Annotated in this window: 21 protein-coding genes, 7 tRNA genes, 1 rRNA gene and 1 other annotated feature; of the genes, 28 read left to right on the top strand and 1 reads right to left on the bottom strand. The window is 46.1% G+C overall.

Annotated features, from left to right (window positions below; genetic code table 11):
• Positions 1 to 99 precede the first annotated feature (99 nt).
• From BN1080_RS16545 to BN1080_RS16470, 16 genes are all read left to right on the top strand, one after another.
• Complete coding sequence (locus BN1080_RS16545; protein WP_199876639.1) at positions 100 to 948, top strand: energy-coupling factor ABC transporter ATP-binding protein; 849 nt, start codon at positions 100 to 102, stop codon at positions 946 to 948.
• Complete coding sequence (locus BN1080_RS16540) at positions 924 to 1796, top strand: energy-coupling factor ABC transporter ATP-binding protein (RefSeq protein ID WP_052654062.1); 873 nt, start codon at positions 924 to 926, stop codon at positions 1794 to 1796. The genes BN1080_RS16545 and BN1080_RS16540 overlap by 25 nt, the downstream gene beginning before the upstream one ends.
• Positions 1793 to 2590 carry an energy-coupling factor transporter transmembrane component T family protein gene (locus BN1080_RS16535; protein WP_052654058.1) on the top strand — a complete coding sequence of 266 codons (798 nt, stop codon included), beginning with the start codon at positions 1793 to 1795 and terminating at the stop codon, positions 2588 to 2590. Before BN1080_RS16540 ends, BN1080_RS16535 begins: the two co-directional genes overlap by 4 nt.
• Positions 2591 to 2601: 11 nt before the next feature.
• On the top strand, positions 2602 to 3345 hold the full coding sequence (gene truA, locus BN1080_RS16530; protein WP_052654055.1) for a tRNA pseudouridine(38-40) synthase TruA: 744 nt from the start codon (positions 2602 to 2604) through the stop codon (positions 3343 to 3345).
• 199 nt (positions 3346 to 3544) lie between these two features.
• Complete coding sequence (gene rplM / locus BN1080_RS16525) at positions 3545 to 3982, top strand: 50S ribosomal protein L13 (RefSeq protein WP_052654052.1); 438 nt, start codon at positions 3545 to 3547, stop codon at positions 3980 to 3982.
• 29 nt (positions 3983 to 4011) lie between these two features.
• Positions 4012 to 4404, top strand: coding sequence for a 30S ribosomal protein S9 (rpsI, locus tag BN1080_RS16520; protein WP_052654049.1), 393 nt, complete (start codon positions 4012 to 4014; stop codon positions 4402 to 4404).
• A 306-nt stretch (positions 4405 to 4710) separates the two neighbouring features.
• Positions 4711 to 5775, top strand: a complete 1065-nt coding sequence (locus BN1080_RS16515; protein WP_052654045.1) for an Mrp/NBP35 family ATP-binding protein — start codon at positions 4711 to 4713, stop codon at positions 5773 to 5775.
• Between the two features lie 163 nt (positions 5776 to 5938).
• Positions 5939 to 6622: a KinB-signaling pathway activation protein gene (locus tag BN1080_RS16510; protein WP_052654043.1), complete on the top strand. Its 684-nt coding sequence runs from the start codon at positions 5939 to 5941 to the stop codon at positions 6620 to 6622.
• Positions 6623 to 7258: 636 nt separating this feature from the next.
• Positions 7259 to 7355: a sequence feature (23S ribosomal RNA rRNA prediction is too short), on the top strand.
• 95 nt (positions 7356 to 7450) lie between these two features.
• A 5S ribosomal RNA gene (gene rrf, locus BN1080_RS16505) occupies positions 7451 to 7566 on the top strand.
• Positions 7567 to 7603: 37 nt separating this feature from the next.
• Positions 7604 to 7676: transfer RNA gene (locus tag BN1080_RS16500), tRNA-Thr, on the top strand.
• 56 nt (positions 7677 to 7732) lie between these two features.
• Positions 7733 to 7807, top strand: a tRNA-Glu gene (locus BN1080_RS16495).
• A 24-nt stretch (positions 7808 to 7831) separates the two neighbouring features.
• Positions 7832 to 7907 (top strand) — tRNA-Val (locus BN1080_RS16490).
• Positions 7908 to 7915: 8 nt separating this feature from the next.
• Positions 7916 to 7999: transfer RNA gene (locus BN1080_RS16485), tRNA-Tyr, on the top strand.
• Between the two features lie 10 nt (positions 8000 to 8009).
• A tRNA-Gln gene (locus BN1080_RS16480) sits at positions 8010 to 8084 on the top strand.
• Between the two features lie 6 nt (positions 8085 to 8090).
• Positions 8091 to 8163: transfer RNA gene (locus tag BN1080_RS16475), tRNA-Lys, on the top strand.
• Positions 8164 to 8191: 28 nt separating this feature from the next.
• A tRNA-Ala gene (locus BN1080_RS16470) sits at positions 8192 to 8264 on the top strand.
• A gap of 74 nt (positions 8265 to 8338) precedes the next feature.
• On the opposite strand, the gene BN1080_RS16465 is transcribed toward BN1080_RS16470, so the two are convergent.
• On the bottom strand, positions 8339 to 9418 hold the full coding sequence (locus tag BN1080_RS16465) for a citrate synthase/methylcitrate synthase (RefSeq protein ID WP_052654040.1): 1080 nt from the start codon (positions 9416 to 9418) through the stop codon (positions 8339 to 8341).
• A 106-nt stretch (positions 9419 to 9524) separates the two neighbouring features.
• On the opposite strand from BN1080_RS16465, the gene BN1080_RS16460 reads away from it, so the two are divergent.
• The 12 genes from BN1080_RS16460 (at position 9525) to BN1080_RS16405 (ending at position 22661) form a co-directional block, all read left to right on the top strand.
• Positions 9525 to 10406: a LysR family transcriptional regulator gene (locus tag BN1080_RS16460; protein WP_052654037.1), complete on the top strand. Its 882-nt coding sequence runs from the start codon at positions 9525 to 9527 to the stop codon at positions 10404 to 10406.
• Between the two features lie 11 nt (positions 10407 to 10417).
• On the top strand, positions 10418 to 10981 hold the full coding sequence (locus BN1080_RS16455) for a GNAT family N-acetyltransferase (RefSeq protein WP_052654034.1): 564 nt from the start codon (positions 10418 to 10420) through the stop codon (positions 10979 to 10981).
• A gap of 70 nt (positions 10982 to 11051) precedes the next feature.
• Complete coding sequence (rocF, locus tag BN1080_RS16450) at positions 11052 to 11960, top strand: arginase (RefSeq protein WP_052654031.1); 909 nt, start codon at positions 11052 to 11054, stop codon at positions 11958 to 11960.
• Positions 11961 to 12181: 221 nt separating this feature from the next.
• A complete protein-coding gene (gene sigW, locus BN1080_RS16445; protein ID WP_052654028.1) occupies positions 12182 to 12745 on the top strand; it encodes an RNA polymerase sigma factor SigW in 564 nt (187 codons plus the stop codon).
• A gap of 12 nt (positions 12746 to 12757) precedes the next feature.
• On the top strand, positions 12758 to 13390 hold the full coding sequence (locus tag BN1080_RS16440) for an anti-sigma factor family protein (RefSeq protein WP_052654025.1): 633 nt from the start codon (positions 12758 to 12760) through the stop codon (positions 13388 to 13390).
• Between the two features lie 270 nt (positions 13391 to 13660).
• On the top strand, positions 13661 to 14497 hold the full coding sequence (gene cdaA / locus BN1080_RS16435; RefSeq protein WP_052654022.1) for a diadenylate cyclase CdaA: 837 nt from the start codon (positions 13661 to 13663) through the stop codon (positions 14495 to 14497).
• Complete coding sequence (locus tag BN1080_RS16430) at positions 14490 to 15497, top strand: CdaR family protein (protein ID WP_052654019.1); 1008 nt, start codon at positions 14490 to 14492, stop codon at positions 15495 to 15497. Before cdaA ends, BN1080_RS16430 begins: the two co-directional genes overlap by 8 nt.
• Positions 15498 to 15569: 72 nt before the next feature.
• Positions 15570 to 16919 (top strand): phosphoglucosamine mutase, encoded by a 1350-nt coding sequence (glmM, locus tag BN1080_RS16425; RefSeq protein ID WP_052654016.1) that lies wholly within the window; start codon positions 15570 to 15572, stop codon positions 16917 to 16919.
• A 586-nt stretch (positions 16920 to 17505) separates the two neighbouring features.
• A complete protein-coding gene (gene glmS, locus BN1080_RS16420) occupies positions 17506 to 19308 on the top strand; it encodes a glutamine--fructose-6-phosphate transaminase (isomerizing) (RefSeq protein ID WP_052654013.1) in 1803 nt (600 codons plus the stop codon).
• 426 nt (positions 19309 to 19734) lie between these two features.
• The gene (locus BN1080_RS16415) at positions 19735 to 20229 is read left to right on the top strand and encodes an RNA polymerase sigma factor (RefSeq protein WP_052654010.1); all 495 of its coding nucleotides are present in this window, start codon (positions 19735 to 19737) and stop codon (positions 20227 to 20229) included.
• A complete protein-coding gene (locus BN1080_RS16410; RefSeq protein ID WP_052654007.1) occupies positions 20230 to 21066 on the top strand; it encodes an anti-sigma-V factor RsiV in 837 nt (278 codons plus the stop codon).
• A gap of 194 nt (positions 21067 to 21260) precedes the next feature.
• Complete coding sequence (locus tag BN1080_RS16405) at positions 21261 to 22661, top strand: polysaccharide deacetylase family protein (protein WP_199876638.1); 1401 nt, start codon at positions 21261 to 21263, stop codon at positions 22659 to 22661.
• The last annotated feature ends 179 nt before the right edge of the window (positions 22662 to 22840 follow it).

Raw genomic sequence — 22840 nt, 5'->3', positions numbered from 1 at the left:
TGAATGAGGTGCGCGCTTTTTTTATTTAGGCCAATATTTACAGATGCTTATGAAACCGAGTAGAGTAGAGATGAGAACAGCCAGAGGAGGTTAGCTGAGATGGATTTGAACATTATGTCTTTTGAAAATGTGACATTTACATATATGCCCGATAATGAAAGCGTACGGCCGGCAGTTGAAGGGCTTTCCTTTTCCATTAAGCAAGGAGAGTGGATTGCCCTCGTCGGCCATAACGGCTCCGGGAAATCCACTATTGCAAAATTAATGAATGGTTTGCTGTTTCCGCAAAGCGGAACCGTCACTGCAATGGACCAGAAGATGTCTGAAGAAAGTTTATGGGAGATCCGTTCCCAGATGGGCATGGTCTTTCAAAATCCGGACAATCAATTTGTGGGAGCGACGGTGCAAGATGATGTAGCCTTCGCTTTGGAAAATAACGGAGTGCCGCATGCGGAAATGGTCCAGCGGGTGCATGAATCGCTGCGCCAAGTGAAGATGGAAGAATACTTGAACCACGAACCGCACCACCTTTCAGGCGGCCAGAAACAGCGTGTGGCGATAGCGGGGGCACTTGCTTTGCGTCCAAGGCTGCTCATTCTGGATGAAGCGACTTCAATGCTCGATCCGCAAGGGCGTATGGAAGTGATCGAAACGATCCGGGAATTGCGGGAAGCAACCGGATTGACGGTTATCTCAATTACTCATGATTTAGAGGAAGCGGCATTAGCCGACCGCATTCTTGTGATGAATGCCGGGCATAAGCAAGTGGAAGGAACGCCGGAAGATGTATTTTTTGCGGGCAATAAATTAACGGAACTTGGACTGGATTTGCCGTTTGCGATGCGGATGTCCAAGCTTTTAACAGAAGCCGGAGTCCAATTAAGCAATGAACATATGTCAGAGGACAGGCTGGTGGAGGATTTATGGACATTTTACTCCAAGAAGTAGGCTATAGTTATGCTGAAAATACGCCTTTTGAAAAAAGGGCGCTGCATCACGTGAATATCCACATTCCATCGGGATCGTATACCGCCATTATCGGCCATACGGGATCCGGGAAATCGACCGTTCTTCAGCATCTGAATGCCCTGTTGAAGCCGACGGAAGGCTCGGTTGTCATTGGCGACCGCAAAGTGGAGGCGGGCGTGAAAGCGAAAAACCTACGGGATATCCGCCGGCAAGTAGGCATTGTCTTTCAATTTCCGGAACAGCAGTTGTTCGAAGAAACGGTCTTGAAAGATATCATGTTCGGGCCGATGAATTACGGTGTGCCGGAAGAAGAAGCAAAACGCCGAGCGGTTGAATTGGCAGCTCAATTGGGATTGCCGCCGGAAGCGCTTGAGAAGTCGCCATTCGATTTGTCCGGCGGGCAGATGCGCCGTGTGGCGATTGCAGGCGTCCTCGCAATGGATCCGGAAGTGCTGGTGCTGGATGAACCGACGGCCGGGCTCGATCCGAAAGGGCGGCGGGAGATTATGGATTTATTCCACCAGCTGCATGTGCAAAAAGGGCTTACGACGGTATTGGTGACGCACAGCATGGAAGACGCTGCGCGCTTTGCGGATCAAATTGCGATTATGCATAACGGGAAATGTGTTGTGTCTGGAGAACCCCGGGACATTTTTGCCAATGAAGAACAATTAATGGATTATCGGCTGGAGCCGCCGCGTACCGTGAAATTGCAGCGGATGCTGGAAGCGAAGCTGGGAATCGAGTTGGACGGGATTTCGTTAACGGAAGAAGCTTTGGCGAAGAACATCGCGCTGGCTCTGGCGAAAGGACGTGAAACCGAATGATGGAAAAAATGATTTTCGGACGGTTTATTCCGGGAGACTCATTGGTCCACCGTTTGGACCCGCGGGCTAAACTCCTATTCGTCTTCCTGTTTATCGCAATCGTCTTTGTCGCCAATAACGCGTTGACGTATTTGCTTTTGCTGGTATTTACTTTGCTGGTGGTCTTTTTATCGAAGATTCGCTTGTATTTCCTGATTAATGGACTGAAACCGGTCTTTATTTTATTGATTTTTACGTTTCTTTTGCATATCTTCTTTACAAAAGAAGGGGATGTGCTATTCCAATTCGGGTTTATTGAAGTGTATGAGGAAGGCTTAAGGCAGGGGATTTTCATTTCGATCCGTTTCCTGGTCCTGGTGTTCATTACGAGCATTCTGACTCTGACAACTTCGCCGATTTCGATTACGGATGGGATTGAAGTGCTGCTTGGGCCATTCAAGCGCGTTAAATTGCCTGTGCATGAATTGGCCTTGATGATGTCGATTTCGCTGCGTTTCATCCCGACTTTAATGGATGAAACCGGCAAGATTTTAAAAGCACAGATGGCAAGAGGCTCGGATATTGGCTCGGGGCCGATCAAAGAACGCATCAAAGCGGTTGTGCCGCTCTTGATCCCGTTATTTGTCAGTGCGTTTAAACGCGCTGAAGATTTAGCGACGGCCATGGAAGTGCGGGGCTATCGCGGCGGTGAAGGGCGGACACGCTACCGGCAGCTGGACTGGCGGCTGATTGACAGCTTGAGTTTATTGCTGCTGGCAGGGTTTACGGCGGCGCTTTGGTATTTCCGCACGTAAGGAGAGAAAGCATGAAACGATTAAAAGCGAAAATCGCCTATGATGGTTCAGGTTTTGCAGGGTACCAGGTACAGCCGGAATCCAGAACCGTTCAGGCAGAATTAATGAAAGTCCTAAAAAACATCCACAAGGGCGAAACGATTCAAGTAGTGGCGAGCGGGCGCACGGACTCAAAAGTGCATGCGACGGGGCAAGTGATCCATTTCGACACCCCTCTTTCGATCCCGATGAGCGGATGGCTGAAAGCGCTGAACGTTTTATTGCCGGAGGATATCCGGGTTTTTGAGATTGAAGAAGCGGATCCAGCGTTTCATGCACGCTACCATACGGCCAGGAAGACGTACCGCTACAAGTGGGACCGCAGTTCAATCATCAGCCCGTTTACCCGGAATTATATGGTCCATGTCAAGCAGAAGCCCAATATTGAAGCCATGCGGAAAGCAGCAGAAGCGGTTCTCGGGACGCACGATTTCTCGAGTTTCTGCGCTGCGAATACGGCTGTCGTGGATAAAGTGCGGACGGTTCGCCGCCTGGAATTTGAAGAGCATGGGGAAGAATTGCATATGGTGATCGAAGGCACCGGCTTCCTCTATAATATGGTGCGGATTATCGCGGGCACAATGATGGAAATCGGGACAGGGCGCAGAAAGGCTTCCGAGATGGCTGGAATCATCGCCGGAGCGGATCGCAGTTTGGCCGGCAAAACCGCGGCAGCACACGGTTTATACTTGGAAAATGTGGAGTATGAAAGCTGAAGCAACTTTTCCTGGTGTTTTTATAAAAACCCTTGACTTTAAGGGCTATCCATTATATGATGATGTATGGTATTTTCATTACCCCCACGATATGCCCCGGAAGGTTATTTGTGTTTAGGGATAACGAAAAAACGGAACAACGGAACTATAGGAACATGTGATTTTAAAAAAGAGATGATATATTAGGAGGACAATATACATGCGTACAACATTCATGGCTAAAGGTCACGAAGTCGAGCGTAAATGGTTGGTTGTCGATGCAGAAGGGCAAACTCTTGGACGTTTAGCTTCTGAAGTCGCTTCAATCCTACGCGGTAAATACAAACCAACATTCACACCAAACGTTGACACAGGTGATCACGTGATCATCATCAACGCTGACAAAATCCACTTAACTGGTAAAAAGTTAACTGACAAAATCTACTATCGCCACACTCAATTCAGCGGCGGGTTGAAACAGCGTACTGCACTTGAAATGCGCACAAAATACCCAACAAAAATGCTTGAATTGGCTATCAAAGGGATGCTTCCTAAAAACTCTTTAGGACGTCAAATGTTCAGAAAACTACACGTTTACGCTGGACCAGAACATAACCACCAAGCACAACAGCCAGAAGCTTACACGCTTCGCGGATAATCATTAGTAAATAAGAGGAGGATACACCTTTGGCACAAGTTCAATATTTAGGTACAGGTCGCCGTAAAAACTCAACAGCTCGCGTACGTTTAGTACCAGGAGACGGCACAATTACAATTAACAACCGTGACGTATCGGATTACGTTCCATACGAAACACTTGAGCAAATCATCAAACAACCATTAGTAGCTACTGAAACTCTTGGAAGCTATGATGTACTTGTAAACGTAAAAGGCGGCGGCTTCACTGGTCAAGCTGGAGCAGTTCGCCACGGAATCGCACGCGCTCTACTTACTGTAGACCCTGCTTTCCGTCCAGCACTTAAATCTGCTGGATTGCTAACTCGTGACCCACGTATGAAAGAACGTAAGAAACCAGGTTTGCGTTCAGCTCGTCGTGCACCACAGTTCTCAAAACGTTAATAGTTCAAAACCCCTTTTCTCTTTGGAGAAGAGGGGTTTTATTTTGCTTTGAAACTGGTAGAACGGCACTGCTTTCAGGAATGAAAATGAGCGTCACCGCTTTTCTGAGTGTCCAGCTGCGGTGCCCAGCTCTTCGGGTCATAAGCCGATCCGGCTGTGCAGCAAATAAACGCCGCTTCGCCGTATCGGCTTATGCCGGTCAGAGCTAAGCGGGCACCTCCGCTTTTCTAAGTCGCATTAGATTTAATTTAAAAGGCGGTATGCTATACTTTAGGGTGAGCAAAAGTGATAGGGAGTGTATGAGATATGTTGACTGAAGTACAAGTTCGCGAATTACTCGGAGAGCTTCAAGATCCGTTTTTACATAGATCGCTGACGGAGACAAACGGCATTACGTCTGTGAAGATAAAAGAAGAGAAAAATCATGTGAGTGTGAAACTGGCGATTGCGAAAGCGAATACACCGGAACAAATGCAGCTTCAGATGAAAGTGGTCGAAGTGCTAAAAGGAGCGGGAGCAGGATCCGTCGGAATCCGTTTCGAGGAACTGCCTCCTGAAGCTTTAGCGCAATTCCGTGGAACTGCTAGCGAATCGGAAGCGCAAGATCTTTTGTCTCCGCTGAATAAAGTCGAATTCATTTCGATTGCCAGCGGGAAAGGCGGCGTCGGCAAATCAACCGTATCGGTTAACTTGGCTGTAGCGTTAGCTCGCCTCGGCAAAAAAGTCGGTTTGATTGATGCGGACATTTACGGATTTAGTGTTCCAGACATGATGGGCATCGACAAATCTCCAGTTGTGCGCGGCGACACGATTATTCCTGTAGAACGTTTCGGAGTGAAAGTCATTTCAATGGGCTTCTTCGTTGAGGACAATATGCCGGTTGTATGGCGCGGCCCTATGCTTGGGAAAGTCTTGGACCAGTTCTTCCGTGATGTCGAATGGGGCGACTTGGACTATCTTCTATTGGACTTGCCGCCAGGTACGGGAGACGTAGCGCTGGACATCCATCAAATGCTGCCTGCGTCTAAAGAAATCGTCATCACCACTCCACACCCGACAGCAGCATTTGTTGCCGCGCGTGCAGGAGCGATGGCCATTCAAACGGACCATGAAGTATTAGGTGTTATTGAAAACATGTCTTGGTTTGAAAGCAAAGAAACAGGCAAGAAAGAGTATTTATTCGGACAAGGCGGCGGACCGAAACTTGCTGAGGAACTGCAAGCGCCATTGCTTGGCCAGATTCCGCTAGGCCAGCCGGATTGGAACGAAGAAGATTTCGCGCCTTCTGTTTACTTGGAAGACCATCCAACTGGGAAAATCTACGGTGAAATTGCTGAACAGATCCTTGCTCAGTTTGCTAAAAAACAATAACGCGAAACCCGATTGCCGCTGCCGGCTTTCGGGTTTTTCTTCTATATATGTCAAATTGTCACGACTTTCAAGCTTTGTTCACATCTGAAGCGAGAGCTCAATGGATTTTTCTGCTGGGGGTTGGTACAATCTTAAGAGGATTTTAAACAATGGAGGCATTGATGTGACAATACGAAATTGGGTCAAATTTTTCTTTAAAGCGCTTTTAATCGGTGGAGGAGTAACAGGGGTACTTGGATTATTCATTCGCTGGGACGATATATTTTCGCATGCAGTAGCTGACGGCGCCTGGGGAGAAGTGTTCGCAGGCTTTGTTTGGATGATCATTATCGGTTTAACGATGAGCATCATCAGCCAACTTTGTTTCTTTGCTTACTTAACCGTACACCAAATCGGAATGAACATCTTCCGTACGCTCCGGCTATGGAACTGGGTTCAGCTATTGATCATCGCGGTAGTTATTCTCGATTTGATTGTATTCCGCTTTGCACCTAACGCCGAAACAGTCGGACAAGTTTGGCTCTACGGCGTATTGCTGGCGATTTTATTAATCACAGCTGTCGTAACAGCATACTTCAAAGCGAAATGGACAAACAAAGACACGTTCATCTCGGCTTTATTCTTCATGATCGTCATTACTACTGTAGAATGGCTGCCGGCGTTGATGGTGGAAGCAGGGAATATCGATAGCTGGGTAACGTTGCTCTTGTTCCCGTTCCTGGCAGTAAATGCGTATCAATTGCTGGTCTTGCCAAAATACAATGAGCAGTCAGACATCGACCGCCAACGGTTGGAAGAGCGGCGGGCAGCGCGTAAAGCAGCGGCTCAAGCAACAGCTAAAAAATAAAAAAGCGTTTTGGACTTCTCTTTGTAGAAGAAGTTCAAAACGCTTTTTCTTATGGCAACTAAACGGTGAAGTAAACGAAATTACGGGCAAATAAAATTTCAGAAAAGTATTACTTCCAAAGATATTGCTGCTTTAAACTTTAAAATCGTTAATTGAAGTGCCTGGAAATCGCGCTATTATAAGGTTTTGCGAAAGGGAATTTGAGAATGAAGAAAATGAAAATAGAACTTCAATAAAAAGTTTTTCAAAAGTGTTGACAGGAATATAAACATGCTTTAATATAATAAAAGTCGCCAAGCAACAACGAACAACACAAACGAAACGGCGGCAACATGAACCTTGAAAACTGAACAGCAAAACGTCAACAAAAGACGTCACGAGCGCTTCGGCGCGAGAACGGCTTTTGCGAGGGTTGCCGTTAGGCAATCGGAGCAAGGCTGCTTTCACCCGGGTGTTCGTGACTTACCATACTGATCAGGCTTTGCCAGATCAAAGCGAATCGTGCGTCTTTTCGGAGGCGGCGATGCGCCAGCATTGAGCAATCAATACTACTCTATAATGGAGAGTTTGATCCTGGCTCAGGACGAACGCTGGCGGCGTGCCTAATACATGCAAGTCGAGCGGAACTGGGGGAGCTTGCGCAAGCAAGTAAGATCCCTCAAAGACGATGAGGTAGATAGGTTCGAGGTGGAAGCGTGGCGACACGTGCAGCTGACGAATACTAATCGATCGAGGACTTAACCAACTTTGTTTACGGAAACCAGCGGTTTCACCTGTTTCAATGTCGCCTATCCAGTTTTGAGTGAACAAGTCACTCTAAAAAAAGAGTCCAGTGATGATGGCAAAGAGGCCACACCCGTTCCCATCCCGAACACGGAAGTTAAGCTCTTTTGCGCCGATGGTAGTTGGGGGTTTCCCCCTGTGAGAGTAGGACGTCGCTGGGCTATTTTATGTTTTTTACCGCAACGAATCTTTTACCTTGCTTCCATAGCTCAGCAGGTAGAGTGCTTCCATGGTAAGGAAGAGGTCACCGGTTCGAACCCGGTTGGAAGCTTTTTGATTTCCATAAGGTTTTGTAGATTGGTGAGAGACTGTTATACTATTTATATCGGCCCCTTGGTCAAGCGGTTAAGACACCGCCCTTTCACGGCGGTAACACGGGTTCGAATCCCGTAGGGGTCACCAACTTATTTTTGAAATGATTTTAGTGGAGGATTAGCTCAGCTGGGAGAGCATCTGCCTTACAAGCAGAGGGTCGGCGGTTCGATCCCGTCATCCTCCACCATTCTTCTCGGTGGGGTAGCGAAGTGGCTAAACGCGGCGGACTGTAAATCCGCTCCTTCGGGTTCGGCAGTTCGAATCTGCCCCCCACCACCAGTTTTATCTTTGGGGTATAGCCAAGCGGTAAGGCAACGGGTTTTGATCCCGTCATGCCCTGGTTCGAATCCAGGTACCCCAGCCATTTTTCGAGCCATTAGCTCAGTTGGTAGAGCATCTGACTTTTAATCAGAGGGTCGAAGGTTCGAATCCTTCATGGCTCATTTTTATTTTCCTGCGCCTGTTCAGCGCGGGGCCTTAGCTCAGCTGGGAGAGCGCGACGCTGGCAGCGTCGAGGTCAGGGGTTCGAGCCCCCTAGGCTCCATTGTTCCATGTGTATTTGTACTATCCATGTGTAAAAAACCCGTTTCCATTAATTTGGAGACGGGTTTTTTTAAGTTAGTTTCCGATATATTCAGATTGCGGCCGGAAAATGACATTGTCCCGTTGCTGTTCCAATACATGGGCAGTCCAGCCGACGATGCGCGCCACACTGAAAGTAGGCGTGAATAGTGCGGGCGGCATATCAATGGAGCGCATAATCGCAGCTGCATAGAATTCGACATTGGTGTAAAGGGCGCGTCCCGGTTTTCGCTCATTTAATAAGCGAATGATTTCCTGTTCTGCAGACACAGCTAAATCCAGCCAAGCGTCTTCTCCTTCAAGTGCCAGACAGGCGTTACGCAATAAAATCGAACGCGGATCTTCCGTCCGATAAACGCGGTGGCCAAACCCCATAATTTTCTCGCCTCGATCGAGTTTGTTTTTAATGACCAGTTCAATCCGTTCAGGAGATTGAATTTCTTCCAAAAGGTTGATAACACCGGAAGGCGCGCCGCCGTGCAATGGGCCTTTCATCGTTCCTATCGCTGAAGTAAGGGCAGAGACCATATCAGATTCGGTAGAAACCGTGACGCGTGCGGCAAACGTGGACGCATTCATGCCGTGCTCCATGCTGAGTTTCAAATAAGTTTCCAATGCTTCAATTTGTGCAACTGTAGGTTCTGTGCCTCTTAACATCCATAAATAGTTGGCCGTATGATTTAAGTCGTCCCGTGGCTCGATAATGGGAAGCCCTTGCTGTAAGCGGTAGAGCAAAGCCGTTAAAACCGGAAAAACAGACACGAGGGACAATGCTTGCTGCTCAGAAGGAATGCGTGAAAACGCTTGTGAGCTATAAGCGGATATCAAGGTGCGCAGCCCATCCATAATAGAAGCTTCTTTTGGCAACAGCTTTGCTATTTCTACAATATGTTCCGGCACTTTCCGGAACTTAAGAAAAGAAGCTTTCCATTCTTCAAGTTCTACTGAATCTCTACTCTTTCCGTGCCATAAGAAATGAGCCGTCTCCTCAAATGATTTTCCTTTGATCACTTCATCTACCAGTTTTCCTCGGTAACGCAATTCTCCTTTATCCCCGTCAACTGACGAAATGCTTGTCTGCACCGCCACCACACCTTTTAGTCCTTTCTGAAACATGGTTCTTCTCCTCCTTTTCTTTTATCATACCGCGCAATATTGATTATAAAAATTAAAGATATATAATTAAGTCAATTCAAATTATTAATTAAGAAAGGGGGCAATTATGGAGCTTTCGTGGTTAAAGACTTTTGTGGATGCTGCGGAAACCTTGAACTTCAGAAAGACTTCTGAACGGCTGCTGATGTCTCAGCCCAACGTGACCGTGCACATCCGATTATTGGAAGAGAGTTTAGGCATCTCTCTATTTAAGCGCGAAAAGAACCGGGTCGAACTGACGGAAGAAGGGCGCCATTTTCACGGGGAAGCCAAAAGCATTTTAGAGCAAGTGGATGCGAGTATTGACGGACTGCATGCTTTTGCCCAAGGCTACCGGCAGAAATGGCGATTGGCTATTTCTCCGTTGATGGCTGAAACGGTTCTTCCTTATATCTTAAAATCTTTCACTTTGAAGCATCCCGATATTGAATTGGACATACAAGTAGAAGAATCCGAGAAAATCGAGGATTTAGTGGAAAGCGGCGAAGTTTCAGCAGGAATTTCTGCATTGCCGCCAGTACGAAGAAATATTCTCCACGACATTGTCTACGACGATCCGCTCTTATTCATCTTGCCGCGAGATGCGTATGATGACGAAAGCGGGCCAACTGTTTCAGCAGAAGCCATGCTCCAATCATCGATTTTGTTTACTCACCACCATCCGCTATTTTGGGAAGAGCTGTTGCTGAAGCTGCGCTTGCAGGTGACAGGGATTCGGACAATGAAAGTGACACAAGCGCATATCGTGAAGCGATTTATCCAGGAAGGGCTCGGCGTATCATTTCTTCCAAGGTCAATGGTTCGCCGGGAGTTGATCGAAGGGCGCTTGATGGATGCCCATTTTGACTTGTTTCCGCTGCCTCAAGTTTCGACTTATTTTTTAGCGAAAGAGATGGGGGAACTTGAACGGGAATTTTTGCAGAGGATCCAATCAGTCTATTTTAGTTAGGAGGAACAGAAATGATTATTGAACAGCCAGGAATTCGCTTGCGTTTATTGAAGAGAGAGGATTTTGAAGCGCTTTGGGGCTTGTATACACCGGAAATTTTCGAGCACATGCTGATGAAAGTGGAGACTTTTGAGCAGTTGGAAGCGTGGCTAGCGGCGGGATTGAATCAATCCAACGTGCTGATTTTTGCCGTCGAAAATCCGGAAACGGCGGAAGTGATCGGCACGACCCGCATCTATGCGATTGACGAAACGAATAAAAGCTGCGAGGTCGGCTCTACATTCTATGCCGAATCGGTCCAGCGCACACACGTGAATACCCGGGTGAAACTGGCGCTTCTCCATTATTGCTTTGAAGAACGCGGCATGATCCGGGTGCAATTCAAGACCGATGCGGAAAATCTCCGTTCGCAAAAAGCGTTGGAACGCATCGGCGCGGTAAAAGAAGGGGTCCTGCGGAATGAACGGATCCGGTCTACCGGCAAACCGAGAGATGCGGTCGTCTATTCCATCATTGACCGAGAATGGCCGAAAGTAGAAAAAGAATTGTTGGAAAAATTGAATAAATATACGTGATTTTGTACGGTTGAGCCAAGTCCCCTTTAGCAGTTACAATGAATGCATCTTGGTAAGGGGGAATAAAATCATGAATAAAAAGAATGTATCGATTATCGGTGTACCAATGGACCACGGGCAAAATCGCCGCGGCGTCGACATGGGGCCAAGTGCCATTCGCTACGCTGGCGTGGTGGAGCGCATCGAGGACCTCGGCTATACGGTGAAGGATGAAGGGGACATCCAAATCGGGCAAGCAGATGGTTCAGTCGAAGAACATACGAACCTGCGCAATTTGAAAGTGATTACAGAAGCAACTGAAGCACTTGGCGCAAAAGTTTTTGAAGTGGCGGAAGCTGGAAACTTTCCATTAGTATTAGGCGGCGACCACAGCATTGCGATCGGGACGCTTGCGGGCATTTCCGAACGCCATGAAAACCTGGGCGTCATTTGGTATGATGCGCACGCCGACATGAATACGAGCGACACGTCGCCATCTGGCAATATCCACGGCATGCCGCTTGCTGCAAGCTTCGGGCTTGGACACGAGCAATTGACGCATATCCGCGGCTATTCGCCGAAAGTGAAGCCGGAAAACATCGTCATTATCGGTGCGCGTTCGGTTGATCCAGGGGAGCGCGAACTCATCAAAGAGCGCGGCATCCGCGTTTACAGCATGCACGAAATCGATAAAATGGGCATGAATGCAGTCATTGCAGATGCCATTCAATATTTGAAAGAAGAGCGCCGGACAGATGCCGTGCATTTATCGCTGGACCTTGACGGCATTGATCCGCTTTACACGCCTGGTGTCGGTACGCCGGTTCCGGGCGGGATCACTTACCGCGAAAGCCATTTGGCAATGGAATTATTATTTGACGCCGGCATCATCACTTCTGCCGAGTTTGTGGAAGTCAATCCGATTTTGGATGAAAAGAACCGGACGGCGGATGTAGCGGTCGCATTGATTGGTTCGCTGTTTGGTGAAAAATTAGTATAAACGCACGAAAAGCAGGCGAAAGCCTGTTTTTTTATGGGCAAAACTTCGTCTTTTATTGGGAAAAGCTTTTATATCGGAAAGAGCTTCAGAATTTCATGGATTTAAATGGGTAAACTTTGATACGATAGAAAGAGATTTGTAAAAAGAAAATTTAATTTGAAACCTTTTGAAATCTAGTCCGTATATAAAAGACAGCCGCATAGGCGGAGGGAAATGAGATTATGGATGCGTTAGTCAATAAACGAATAAAAAAAGTGTTAAAAGGCGATCAGAACGCATTCGCCGAAATCGTTGAGCTGTATCAGCACCAGCTTTATCAAATCTGCTACCGCATGCTGAACAATAAGCATGAAGCGGAAGATATTGCGCAGGAAGCGTTTATGCGTGCTTACGTCAATCTTCATACGTTCGATCAGCAGCGTAAATTTTCGACATGGCTTTATCGCATTGCGACGAATTTATGCATTGACCGGATCCGCAAGAAAAAGCCGGATTACCATCTGGATGCGGAAGTGCGCGGAACGGAAGGCTTGGATATGTACTCCTCTATTGCCAATGATGATCAGCTCCCTGAAGAAGAGCTGATGCGGATGGAAGTCCAGGAACGCGTGCAATATGAGATCAGCCGCTTGCCAGATAAGTACCGTGCCGCTATTGTATTAAAGTACATTGAAGAATTGCCGCTGGCGGAAATCAGCGAAATTTTGGATTTGCCGCTTGGGACCGTGAAAACGCGGATACACCGGGGACGAGAAGCTCTTCGGAAGCAATTGAGCAATTTGTAGGAGGCGAGCACGATGAATACGTGTCCGGAGAACATCATTCAGTATATGGATGATTATTTAGATGGGGATATAAATGCTGCCGATGAAGCGGTTTTGAAGGCGCATTTAGAGAGCTGCATCGATTGTCGAAAGCAATACCACGAACTGACCAAAACGATTGCATTTGTGCAAAGTGCATCTCATATACAGGCACCTGCCGATTTTGTCCAAAAGACGATGCAGCGGCTGCCGAAACAAAGCCAGCGAGGCGGCGTCCAGCGCTGGCTCCGCAAAAATCCGATTCTGACAGCGGCCGCGCTGTTTTGCATCTTGATGAGTGCGGCTTTGTTCACGAACTTCAACAACGATCAGCAATTCGCCTTCACGAAACAGGAAAACCTGGTAGTGGAAGGCGAGACAGTGGTTGTACCGGAAGGGGAAGTCGTGACGGGAGACATTACGGTCCGAAACGGCGACATCCGGGTAGAGGGTGAACTGCGCGGTGATGTCACTATCGTCAACGGAAAGTATATGGCATCAAGCGGTGTCATTACCGGAGAAATTGATGAAATCGACCGGGCTTTCGAATGGCTCTGGTACCAGATCAAATCAGGCGTAAAAGAAGCGGCTTCCATTTTTGGCGGCAGCGAAGATACAGAAGAATAACGAGACAACTCTGTAAGCCAGCACCACCGGCTTATGGAGTTGTTTTTTTATAAAAAATTTTTGCGGGATAGGCCTAGGGAAGAAAGTTCGGCTGTTTGGCAATGGAACGGAAATCGCGTGGGCCAAATGAGTTGGAAATGGGTTCTATCGAACGCATTGTAAAAATTTTGAAGAGAGTTTATGCCTTTTAGACCCCCTCCGGGCGAGGCAGGCGCGATTTTATTATGCTATACTGTTAGATATGCAGATGTTGAAAAGTGAGGGTTGCAGATGCCGTTTTTGGAGAATTTAACCGACCAAACACCACTCGAACTTTTAGTGAATGTCATTGATATTTTATTGGTATGGTTCGTTGTATATAAATTGATCACCATTATTAAAGGGACGAAAGCCGTCCAATTGTTAAAAGGAATCTTCTTTATCATTATTGCGTATCTGATTACCCAGGCACTCAATTTGGAAACGCTTGGATGGATTATGCAGCAAGTATTGAATTGGGGATTTTTGGCCATTATCATCATTTTCCAGCCCGAAATGCGCCGTGCTTTAGAGCAATTGGGGCGAGGAAAGCTGTTTTCGAGCAGCCAATTGAATGAGGAATCGGAGCGGGGCCGCTTAATTGATGCGATGTCGAAATCGGTCAGTTATATGGCGAAACGCCGCATCGGTGCGCTTATTTCGATCGAACGCGAAACGGGATTGAGCGAATATATCGAAACCGGCATCCCGATGAACTCGGACATTACGTCAGAGTTGCTCATTAACTTATTCATCCCCAATACGCCTTTGCATGACGGCGCCGTCATCATCCAGAAAAACCGGATCGCCGCCGCCGCTTGCTACTTGCCGTTGTCGGAAAGTCCGTTCATCTCAAAAGAACTGGGGACGCGGCACCGTGCAGCACTCGGAATCAGTGAAGTGACGGATGCGATTACGGTCATTGTGTCGGAGGAAACCGGCGCCATCAGTTTGACGGCAAACGGCGATTTGCACCGCAATCTGTCGTTGGAAGACTTTGAAGTGAAATTGCGCCGCATCTGGTTTGGTGCAGAACAGCAGACTGCCGACTCTTCCCGTTGGAATTGGAGGGGGAAAAAGAATGGATAAAATGATGGATAACCCTTGGTTTTTGCGGATTATGGCCCTTCTTTTAGCGTTTCTTCTGTTTTTCACTGTGAAATCGGGAGACGAGGCGGTCGATTCGGCTGGCAGCGGCACCGTGACAGAAGAGCTGAAAGACGTGGCACTCGAAGTATTCTATGATGATACAAACTTGATGGTCAGCGGGTTGCCGGAAACCGTCGATTTGACCATTTCAGGTCCTACGAGCATTGTGCAGACCACCCGTCAGCTGAAGGATTTCACGCTGTTTGTGGATTTGCGCAATTTAACGCTTGGCGAACACCAAGTGCCGATCCAAACGGAGAATTTATCGGAAGAGCTGCGCGTGCAGATCTCCCCGGCTTTTATTGATATTAAGATTGAAGAACGGGTTACGCAGGAATTCCGGATTGATCCGGAAATCAACGAGCGCTTGCTGGCAGAAGGATTTGTGCTGAAAGGCATAAGTGCGGAGCCGAAGACGGTGGCAGTTACCGGTCCAAAGAGCGTCATTGATGCCATCAGTTTTGTGAAAGCGACCGTTACGGGGGAAGCAGGACTGGACGATTCTTTTACGACGGAAGCACGGGTCCGGGTTCTGGCGAATGATTTGACGAAGCTTGAAAACGTTACGATTGAACCGGAAGCGGTCGAAGTGGCCGTGGATATTGAAGAATACAGCAAAGAAATTCCTGTTTCGATTGAAGAAAACGGCGAGCCGCCGACTGGCGTCACGATCGAGTCGCTGACGCCGTCCAGTGAAACCGTGAAGATTTCCGGCCCTCCGTCTGTGGTGGATGCCTTGACGGAGTTTGTCGTCGAAGTCAACGCCGGAGTCATTACACCGACCGATACGACGGTGGAAGCGGAGCTGAAAAAACCGAAAGGCACGAGCGGCGTGTCGCCTGGTGAACTGAAGATTGAAGCGGAAATTACTGTGGACGAATCGGTCCAGTTGCCAAAAGACGTGGAAAATCCGGAATTGGCTAATGACAATCCGTCATAATGGTTTTAAAGGGCAACCTTGGCTGAAGCAGGATAAAACAATTCAAGCATAGGAATTGAAGGAGAGAAAATAATGGGAAAATATTTTGGAACTGATGGTGTGCGTGGTGTAGCAAATACCGAACTGACACCGGAATTGGCATTTAAATTAGGCCGCTTCGGCGGATACATCTTAACAAAAAGCTCGAAAGGCAAACCGAAAGTCTTGATCGGCCGCGATACGCGTATTTCCGGGGAAATGTTGGAAGGCGCACTGGCAGCCGGCCTATTATCCGTCGGTGCAGAAGTGATGCGCCTCGGCGTTATCAGCACACCAGGCGTTGCTTATTTGACTCGCGTCATGAGCGCAGAAGCCGGCGTCATGATTTCTGCTTCACACAATCCGGTGGCAGACAACGGCATCAAATTCTTCGGTTCGGATGGCTTTAAATTGTCAGATGACCAGGAATTTGAAATCGAAGCATTGCTTGATGCGGAAGAAGATACATTGCCGCGCCCGACTGGCGGAGATCTTGGAAGCATCACGGATTATTTTGAAGGCGGACAGAAATACATCCAGTATTTGAAACAGACCGTAGACGAAGAATTTGCCGGCATCCACGTGGCGCTTGATTGCGCACATGGTGCCACTTCTAGTTTGGCTACGCACGTATTTGCTGATTTGGATGCAGACATTTCAACGATGGGTGCTTCACCAAACGGCTTGAACATCAACGACCATGTGGGATCGACGCATCCTGAAAAATTGGCTGAGTTGGTCGTAGCGAAAAAAGCGGATATCGGCCTCGCGTTTGATGGCGACGGCGACCGGTTGATCGCAGTGGATGAAAAAGGAACCATTGTAGATGGCGACCAGATTATGTACATCATCGCGAAGCATCTGCATTCAGAAGGAAGATTGAAGAAAAACACGGTCGTTTCTACCGTAATGAGCAACATGGGTTTCTATAAAGCATTGGAAGCGCATGACATGGAAAGCAAGCAGACGGCTGTCGGCGACCGCTACGTTGTGGAAGAAATGAAGAACAACGATTATAACTTGGGCGGCGAACAATCCGGCCACATCATTTTCCTTGATTACAATACAACCGGCGATGGTTTATTGACAGGCTTGCAGTTGGTCAACATCATGAAAATCACCGGCAAGAAATTGTCTGAGCTGGCAGAGGAAATGACGATTTTCCCGCAGAAGCTCGTCAATATCCGCGTAACGGACAAACACGCCGTGACGGATAATGCGAAAGTGGCAGAGAAAATTGCAGAAGTGGAAAGCGAAATGAACGGCAACGGCCGCGTCCTTGTGCGCCCGTCCGGAACTGAACCGCTTGTCCGCGTGATGGTGGAAGCAGCTTCAGTGGAAGACTGTGAAAGCTACGTGGAGCGCATTGCTGAAGTAGTGCGAGCAGAAATGGGTATGAACTAAGTTTAATAGATCGAGACGGACCGGAGGCAAATGCTTCCGGTTTTTTTTATGGGGAGCAAATGGTGAGTGTGAACGCGGCTAGCGCTCGTAAATTCAGTTGAACGCACGCAAATTCAGCCCAACGCGCGCATTTTTTATTTCACATGTATCAGCCTTAGAAAATTTCCAATTATTCGTGTGAAGAATACCCGATTTTATGTCCGAATTCTTTCCAGTCTTTCGCACCATCGGGTTCTCGCCTTAAGCCCTATTTCAATGGTGTATCGTTGACGCGGCGCAGGTTAGAGGTTATGATAAAGTTGCCTGTTTAGGGCCGCAGAAAAAGGGGGATAGTAATGCGTACGAGGAAACTAGTTAAAGCGCCTGTACTGGAAAAATTGGACGGACAAGTCAGTTTCCAGTAGACGAGGAGGAGGAGTATCGAGATTTCGGCGGATACCTCCCGGCCGCGAAGCCCGGTCGTCATATCCAATACTTAAAGCAGCGGAGCAATCGGCTGTACAACGGTATGGATGGGCTTACTAAGGTGTTTGCGAACGCATGCAAATGCTTATTTTAACTTGCAGATAATTGGAGGAATTGGAATATGTGTGGAATTGTTGGATATATTGGGGAAAACGACTCGAAAGAAATTTTGTTAAAAGGGCTTGAACGCCTGGAATACCGCGGCTACGATTCAGCAGGGATCGCGGTACGCAACGGCAAAGGCGTCACCGTCTTTAAAGAAAAAGGCCGCATCGCTGACTTGCGTGCTGTCGTAGAAGATGAAGTGGTTGGAACGACGGGAATCGGACATACGCGCTGGGCGACTCACGGAAAACCGAACCGTGTCAATGCGCACCCTCACCAGAACGAAAATGACCGTTTCACGTTGGTGCATAACGGCGTCATCGAAAACTACCACCACATTCAGCGCGATTACTTGGCTGGCGTAGAAATGGAGTCTGACACAGATACGGAAATCGTTGTGCAATTGATCGGCAAATTTGTCGAAGAAGGCATGACAACGCAAGAAGCGTTCAGCAAAACCTTGACGTTATTGAAAGGTTCTTATGCAATCGCTTTGCTTGATGCAGAAGAAGAACAGACAATTTTTGTTGCGAAAAACAAGAGCCCATTGCTTGTCGGCCTTGGCGACGGCTTTAACGTTGTAGCAAGCGACGCAATGGCGATGCTGCAAATCACGGATCAATTCGTGGAATTGATGGATAAAGAAATCGTCATCGTCCGCAAAGATAGCGTCGAAATCCTAACATTGGACGGGGAAGCGGTCAGCCGCCAGCCATTCAAAGCGGAAATCGACATGAGCGATATCGAAAAAGGGACTTACCCTCACTATATGCTAAAAGAAATCGATGAGCAGCCAGCTGTGATGCGCAAAATCATCCAAGCTTACCAAGGCGCGGATGAAAAATTAACGATCCAGCCGGAAATCATCGAAGCGGTGAAACAAGCGGACCGCATCCACATCATTGCTGCAGGTACAAGCTACCACGCGGGATTGATCGGAAAAGAGTATTTGGAGAAAATGGCTGGCATTCCAGTAGAAGTGCACGTAGCAAGTGAATTCGGCTACAACATGCCGCTTCTTTCTGAAAAACCGCTATTCGTCTTTATTTCACAATCAGGCGAAACAGCAGACAGCCGCCAAGTATTGGTGAAAATCAAGAAACTCGGCCATCCGTCACTAACGATCACAAACGTAGCGGGCTCAACGCTTTCACGTGAAGCTGACCATACGTTATTGTTGTATGCAGGACCTGAAATTGCTGTAGCTTCAACAAAAGCCTACACAGCGCAAATCGCTGTCCTTTCAATCTTGGCTGCTGTTACTGCGCAGTCTAAAGGAATCGACATCGGCTTTGATCTTGTGCAGGAACTGGGAATCGTGGCGAACGCGATCCAGTCGCAAGTCGACATGAAAGAAGAAATGGAACAAATCGCACGCGATTTCCTTTCAACAACACGCAATTGCTTCTTCATCGGCCGCGTGATGGATTACTTCGTAGGTTTAGAAGGCGCATTGAAATTGAAAGAGATTTCGTACATCCAAGCAGAAGGCTTTGCCGGCGGCGAATTGAAGCACGGTACGATTGCCTTGATCGAAGAAGGCACACCAGTAATCGCCCTTGCAACGCAAGAAGCGGTGAACTTGAGCATCCGCGGCAACGTGAAAGAAGTAGCGGCGCGCGGCGCACACCCTTGCATCATTTCAATGGAAGGCTTGCAGGAAGACGGCGACAGCCTTGTGCTTCCAAAAGTCCATGAATTGTTGTCACCATTAGTATCGGTCATCCCGATGCAATTGATTTCTTACTACGCAGCGCTTCACCGCGACTGCGACGTGGACAAGCCGCGCAACTTGGCGAAATCCGTAACGGTTGAATAAAATAATTCAAACTAATAATATAGTTTGTTAAGCAACAATAAAGCTGGGAAATTTGAACGGGTTGCCGTTCCATAAATGTATCCATAAATAAGAAGACGTTCGTAAAGTGGCTGCACACTTTTATGAACGTCTTTTTTATAGTTTCGGGTCTTTTTTGAAACGTTCATTGTTGTAATTATAAAGGGGCAGAATGTTTTAAAGGTAACTGCTTGAATAAGAATTATCCAATAAAAAGGTGCATTTTCAGCGGATGAATCTGCGTTTTCTATAGTTAGTGATTGCAAAAAAACATTTCTTTAAGTGACGGATTATTTTTAAGGATGAATCTATCCACTTTAAGCAAACTTTTTTGTTAAGCTACAACGTCTATATTATGTAACTAGTTATGAAATGTATTTTTTTAAAAAAAGGAGCTCTTGAAATGAAATGAAGACATATGATGTACATCAATTATTTATCGCCTGTATTACCGACCACAAGGAAGACTTTTATCGATTGGCCTACAGCTATGTAAAAAATCAGGAAGATGCATTGGACATTGTTCAGGAATCGATAAAAAAAGCATTGACTTCTTTGGACAAAATAAAAGACCCGAATGCAATGAAAAGCTGGTTTTATAAAATCGTAGTAAGGACTGCCATTGACCTTGTAAGAAAGCAAAAGAAAGTATCTCTGGCTGATGACGGCATGATTGATTTTTTAAGCGCTGGAAAGGAAGATACCTATAAAGACATGGATCTCCATAAGGCCTTAGATGAATTGCCGATACAGTATAAAACGGTCATTGCCCTTCGCTTCTTTGAGGATTTGAAACTGGAGGAAATCGCAGAAATTCTTGATGAAAATATTAATACAATAAAAACTCGGCTATACAAAGGATTAAAGATCTTACATATCACCATTGTTGAGGAGGATTATTAAATGGATAAAAAATTAAAAGACTTGAGGGAAGCGTATAAGAATGTACCCATTCCAAAGGAATTGGATGAAATCATCTTAAAGACGATACCGCAAAAGAAAAGGAAAAAACATTTGTTTATGTGGCCAGTAGCAGCCGCTTTATTGCTCACTGCAACCGTCAACTTCAGTCCGGATGTAGCAAATGCCATGTCGAAAGTGCCTATTATGAAAGGAATTGTGGAAGTACTAACTTTCAATGAACTCAATGAAGCAGCAAATAACACAAGTATTACTATAAAAACACCTGCCATCTCTGGCCTTGATAATAAGGCATTAGAAAACAGCGTAAACGAAAAGTACTTAGAAGAAAGTAAAAAGCTCTATAAAGAGTTTGCTGCGGCCGATAAAAATGAACATTTAGCAATTAATAGTGATTTTGAAATTATCACAGATACTCCAGAGCTGCTATCCATCAGCCGAAGTACCGAAATCACACAAGCTTCCGGATATGTGCAAAACCATTATGTGGTGATTGATAAAGAGAATGAGTTGTTAATTACTTTGAAAAGCTTATTTAAAAACGATCAATATATACCTGTGATTAGCGAAAACATCAAAGAACAAATGAGGCAACAGATGGAAGCAGATCCGAATAAGGTTTATTTTATTTCAGAAGACGAAATGGAGCCTTTTACACAAATTAATCCAGACCAGCAATTTTATATCAGCCCCGACCATAAGTTAACTATCGCATTCGACGAATATGAAGTCGCGCCTGGATATATGGGAGCAGTAGCGTTTGAAATTCCAACGGATATTATTTCCGATATCCTCGTCGGGGATAAATATCTTCATTAAGTTGAAAACATGGCAAGTGTCTTTCGCTTCTGTTGAAGAAGAAAAAGGTGCTTGCCTTTTTATTATTAAAAAATCAGGATGACCTTCGTTTCAGGAAGTTATTTCTATTAAAAATGTTTATTCTCGAAAACAAAATGGGCAGGTTCCTGCGTCTATTTAGTAAACAGAACGAAACTTCAAGAAGGAGAAATAGGATGAGGCCAACAAAGTTAACGAAGAATATTCTACTATTCTTTAGTATTACAGCTGTTCTTCTAGCAGTAAATTCTTTTGTAGAACAGGACAATGTTTACTCTTCACACAACAAAACCAGCAAGAAAACGGAACAATCCGCATACACCGGAATCGACATACATACTGCAGTAACCGAAGAAACAACATATAATATCTCCATCCATTATCCGGAATTTAAAGTTAGCTCTTTAAATGAGGATATTCATAAGTACATAAATAAGTCTATGCAGGAATTCCTCGCCGAGGTAAACAGAAACAAGGACGATCTTAAAGGCAATTCCGCGTCATTGCATATTTCTTTCGACCTCCATCCATTTGCTGAAAATATGTACGCTATTGTCTTTACTCAGGAAAGTTACGTTACAGGAGCAAACGGATTTCAAAATTCAAAAGTGTTTCTAGCTGATATTCAAAAGGAACGGTTTATCCAGCAAACGGAAATTTTAAATGATAATGAAGAGACCCGGGATACAATTCATCAGTTATTGCTTAGCCGCATCGAAAGTTCCGAGAAGTACAGCTCCTATGTATTGAATGAATTACTTGAGGAATGGATTGAAGATGAACGTAATATGTTTGCCAATATGTACCTGACGACTAACTCCGTTTTCTTTAAGTTCAATAAATACGAGATTGCGGCTGGGGCAGCAGGTTCGCCGGAGATCTCCATCCCACTTGATAAAATGAGCGATTTGTTGACAGATGAGTGGAGAAAAACAATGGATCTTGAGAATGAAGGCGAAGAAAAATCAAAATCAAGTAAGGAAAGCGAATGGGAGAAGATAGAGGACCGTACATTCGATACGAAGCAGGTTGCTCTTACGTTTGATGATGGCCCCCATCCCATTAATACGGCAGCGATTCTTCAGCTCTTGGATGAATATAATGCCAAAGCGACCTTTTTTATGCTAGGGAATAGAGTGGATTTCTATCCGGAAGCAGCTCAAGAAATTGCTGAAAAAGGCCACGAAATGGGAAATCATACCTGGTCCCATAAAGATCTAACTTCCCTTGGCGAAACAGAGACTATACAGGAAATTGAAATGACTAATGAAGTAATTCTCAATGCAACGGGCGAACAGCCTACAGTTTTCCGGCCTCCATATGGTGCTGTAAATGATCAAGTGCGAGAAATAATCGGGTTGCCGGCGGTATTATGGACAATTGATACATTGGATTGGAAATCACATAATCCAAATGAAGTGCTAAGCATAGTCAAGGAGAATATCTCAGACGGGTCTGTCATTCTGATGCATGATATTCATAAGTCTACTGTTGAAGCAGTCGAATTAGTATTAGCGTTCTTAAAAGAGGAAGGATATGAACTTGTTACTGTTTCTGAGTTGTATTCAGCCGATTGAGACTTGCGGATAAAGGCGGACTGCATCAAAAATTAAAAACGCTATTTTTAACGCTGAAAAATTTGCTTCTCCGGAGTTAGCCATCCGAAGAGGCATTTTTTATAAAGAAAAAGGAATAAAACTGGAAAAAATCTATTTTATTAATTTTTGAAATGGTATGATAAAGCAAAAAAGCGAGG

Origin of the sequence: Planococcus massiliensis, assembly GCF_000821325.1 — a bacterium.
Classification (GTDB): Bacteria; Bacillota; Bacilli; order Bacillales_A; family Planococcaceae; genus Planococcus; species Planococcus ruber.
The sequence above is the reverse complement of the archived record's forward strand: the minus strand, read 5'-3'. Positions and strand labels throughout refer to the sequence as shown.